This is a genomic window from Pseudomonadota bacterium (assembly GCA_026390555.1).
In the GTDB taxonomy this organism is placed as follows: domain Bacteria; phylum Bdellovibrionota_C; class UBA2361; order UBA2361; family OMII01; genus OMII01.
The window spans coordinates 1-3,188 of the sequence record JAPLFS010000089.1; the positions used below are offsets into that span (position 1 = coordinate 1).

The window sequence follows — 3,188 nt, forward strand, 5'->3', positions numbered from 1 at the left end:
CAACGCTAGTACGTTTTGATACAGAGAACCGAGCTCCCGCAGCAGTCGTTTTTAGGATCTCCTGATCTCCAAGCATAATAGAGCGAGTATCCCCCTCAGAGTTACTGGGGGTGCTCTCTACCGGTTTCAGAAAAGCCCCGCGCCAGAACTTAAGGCCCTCTGTATGACTGAGCGGCTCGCTTAATAGTACATCGTCGTTACGAGCCAGTGCACGTAGCAACATGCTAAGATCGGAGATCCGATCGCCACTAGTTTTTAACGTTATCTTTGCCCCGTGTGCATACGCCATTAAGCGCTCGGTTAGCTTGCCTGCGCTCAACTCGTTTAGCACCACCCGAAAGGATGACCACCGTCGTTGCCGTATCCGGTAGTTAAAGGGCACAGAGGTGGAGTTTCCGATATCATCTCGTGCGATAAGCTGCATCGCATCGCGCGCCTCCTTAAAACTAGCCGGGATCGGAAAGAGGGCAAGGTAGAGGTTCTCGTAGCTCTTAAGGGTGTCGTCCCAATACTTGGCCGGAAACCCGGGATAAAGCCCCCCCTTAGAAAGAACCCCCTGAACGCTCGGTGTCTTTCCTAGTACCTTATAAAATACTAATTCTGAACCACCCAGCACTGCGTTCTGTTGTGGCGTTACAACGGAGATATGGGGCTTGGTAAAATTAACCGGTAAGCTCTTCGACAGCTTTGCACCGTTACTCCAAAAGGTGCGATCGAAGGCCAACACCTGCAGCTCGGCGTTACCTTCGCGTAGCCCTAGCTCCTTTCCGTTCAGAGAGAGCTGTAAAATTTCGTTCCGTACTGCACCCTCCGTATATTGCTTGCGCAGTAACTCCTTGGGTTGATTGTTTTGCGAGATCCGTACGATCACCTCATCGAGCCCCGCGCCGCTATCTTTTACGGTAAGATTTAGGGCGATAGCATCAGCCCCAAGGCCAAGCGGAACCGCCTGCCATGAGATCTCAGGAGGAGCGTGTTCAAGAAAGGAGGGGTTAAAGGGATCGGTGTGGCTAATGCGCATAAACGCCACAACACCAGCGCCTACGATCCCAACAACGATCAGTAGTAGGAAGAGGGTGAAGATTACGCCGCCTCGTTGCGATGAGCCGTTCATAGGAGCTCCCACAGGCTACAGCCCATTGATACGTTGCTTCACTACCTCAAGCGCCCTGTCAACACTGATGCGCTCCTGCCTGGTCGTATCGCGGTCGCGGATCGTTACGGTTTGATCAGTTAAGGTTTGATGATCGACCGTCAAACAGTAAGGAGTTCCGATCTCATCGTGACGTGAGTAGCGCTTTCCGATCGACTGCTGCTCATCAAAGCTGGCGTTAATCCCGGCCTTGTAAAAATCGGCTACGATCTTGCGAGCAACCTCCGGCATACCCTCCTTCTTAAGGAGTGGTAGCAGCGCTACTTTATACGGAGCGAACTTTGGATGGAGCTTTAGCAGCACCCTAGTTTTGTTCCCACCCTCTGCGTCGGTGCCCTCCTCCTCCGAGTAGGCATCACACAGATAGGCCAGGCAGGCACGAGTTAGCCCAGCCGCAGGCTCAATTACGTACGGCGTATAACGCACTCCAGCCTTACCGGTAGCTGGATCGATCTTGTGTTGATCAAAGTAGCTTAGCTTAACTCCGGACTCCTTAGCATGCTGCGTCAGGTCGTAGTCTGTACGTGATGCAACGCCCTCAAGCTCATCCCAGCCCCACGGATAACGGTAGTCGATATCAACACAGGCGTCAGCGTAGTGCGCAAGCTCTTTCTCTTCGTGCCAACGCTCGCGGAATGCGGAAGCATCGTTTGCAAAGCTCTTCCACCAATCCATGCGGGTGTTGACCCAATACTTGTGCCACTCCTTTTGAGTTCCAGGCTCGCAGAAGTACTCCATCTCCATCTGCTCAAACTCGCACGTTCTGAAGATGAACTTCTCGGTGGTAATCTCGTTACGGAACGATTTGCCCTGTTGAGCGATACCAAATGGAACCTTCATCGACATCGTTTGCTGAACGTTCATAAACTGAACGAACATAGCCTGCGCCGTTTCAGGACGGAGGTAGATAGCACTTGAGCGAACAGCCTCCTCCAACTTCTCTCTAAGCTCAGCGCGTGAGATCTCTTTACCCTGAATCTCGTTAAGAAAACTATCGAGCGGATCCACGGGGCCAATAGAGGTGCGAAACATCATATTAAATTGGCGCTCCGCTGAGAGCTCAGAGCTTGCACATTGCGGGCAGATATAGCCGCACTCTCCGACAACGCCCTTAGCCTTCTCACCGCTTGACTTGCCACCCTTAACCCAGACCGTCTCGGTGCCAGGGGCAACCTGCGGGGCCTTATCGGCGCGAAAGCGCTCCTTACAGTTAAGGCAATCAACGAGCGGATCCGAAAAACCTGCTAGATGCCCACTCGCCTTCCATACCTGGGGATGCATCATAATCGAGGCGTCTATGCCGACAACGTCCTCGCGCTCATGCACCATGCTCTTCCACCACTCGGTTGCGATGTTGCGCTTAAGCTCCACTCCGAGCGGGCCGTAATCGTAGGCGCTCTTTAGTCCGCCGTAGATCTCACTACTTTGAAAGATAAAGCCACGTCGTTTAGATAATGAGACGAGTTTCGGAAGAATATCGCTTGGGTTCATATGGGTTAATTCCGTTCTATTTTGCGCGCAGTGCTTTTGCCCTAATCTAAGGTATCGCGGAACGGTGCCGGCCTCAAGGGGTGGTGTACGATCCTAGCTGGACCTGAGACGGCATTTCAGGCATAAGATCACAGTTATAGATCACAATTCATAAATCACAGCTACGGTGCGCCTGCACTTTTTTTAGAGAGCATTAAATATGAGCTACGAAGTCTACAAAATCATCCACCTCCTAGGGCTTAGTATGGTGCTTATGTCCCTTGGTGGAATTATCCTACACTCTATCAACGGCGGTTCTAAGGGCTCAAACACCTTCCGTAAGGGAGCCATGATTACGCACGGTGTTGGGCTATTCCTCCTACTCGTGGCTGGCTTCGGAATGCTCGCCAAGCTGGGCATCTCCGGAGTTCCAAGCTGGATCGGTGGAAAGCTCATCATCTGGTTGTTGCTGGGAGCCTTCGCAGCGTTAGCCTACAAGAGCCAGTGCCTCGCTAAGAAGCTCTGGATAGCGGTGCCTATCCTGGTGGTTCTGGCTAGCACATTA

The 3,188-nt window shown here is 52.4% G+C and carries 3 protein-coding genes; 1 reads left to right on the forward strand and 2 read right to left on the reverse strand.

Annotated features, from left to right (window positions below; all coding sequences use genetic code 11):
• Together NTV65_11480 and NTV65_11485 are read right to left on the reverse strand one after the other, a co-directional pair.
• Window positions 1–1,114 (reverse strand): hypothetical protein (locus tag NTV65_11480; protein ID MCX6115817.1); only part of this gene is annotated, 1,114 nt, incomplete at its 3' end.
• A 15-nt stretch (window positions 1,115–1,129) separates the two neighbouring features.
• A complete protein-coding gene (locus tag NTV65_11485; protein MCX6115818.1) occupies window positions 1,130–2,644 on the reverse strand; it encodes a glycine--tRNA ligase in 1,515 nt (504 codons plus the stop codon).
• A gap of 199 nt (window positions 2,645–2,843) precedes the next feature.
• Between NTV65_11485 and NTV65_11490 the strand changes: the two genes are divergently transcribed.
• Window positions 2,844–3,188, forward strand: a 345-nt coding sequence (locus NTV65_11490; GenBank protein MCX6115819.1) for a hypothetical protein, incomplete at its 3' end; no start/stop codon positions are given.